The 452-nt window shown below is 75.7% G+C and carries 1 protein-coding gene; it reads left to right on the plus strand.

The window, feature by feature from the left end:
- Nucleotides 1–452: aminotransferase class I/II-fold pyridoxal phosphate-dependent enzyme (locus FV222_RS29010; RefSeq protein ID WP_147816550.1), on the plus strand; the 452-nt coding region annotated here is incomplete at both ends.

Here is a 452-nt window from a genome sequence, read left to right on the forward strand (position 1 = left end):
CGCGGGCCTACGGCGCGGCGGCTTCCTGCATCGTGCCGGCGCCGGGCACGCAGATCCTGATCGAGACGATCCCGCGCCTCGTCGCGCCGAGCGCGGCCGCCGTCGTCGGGCCGACCTATGCCGAGCACGCGGCGGCCTGGGCGCGGGCCGGGCATGCGGTCTCGGCGGTGCGCGACCTCGGCGAGGCCGGGGACGCGCAGGTCGTCGTCGTGGTCAACCCGAACAATCCCGACGGCCGGACCTGGCCGGCGTCGACCCTGCTGGCGGCGGCCGACGACCTGTCCGCCCGCGGCGGGATGCTCCTCGTCGACGAAGCCTTCGCCGACTTCGAGTCCGTCGTGAGCCTGTGTCCCTATCTCCGCCCGGGACTCGTGGTGCTGCGCTCCTTCGGCAAGACCTACGGGCTCGCGGGCCTGCGGCTGGGCTTCGCCGTCGCCGAGGCGGGCCACGCG

This window comes from Methylobacterium sp. WL103 (assembly GCF_008039885.1).
Lineage (GTDB): Bacteria > Pseudomonadota > Alphaproteobacteria > Rhizobiales > Beijerinckiaceae > Methylobacterium > Methylobacterium cerastii.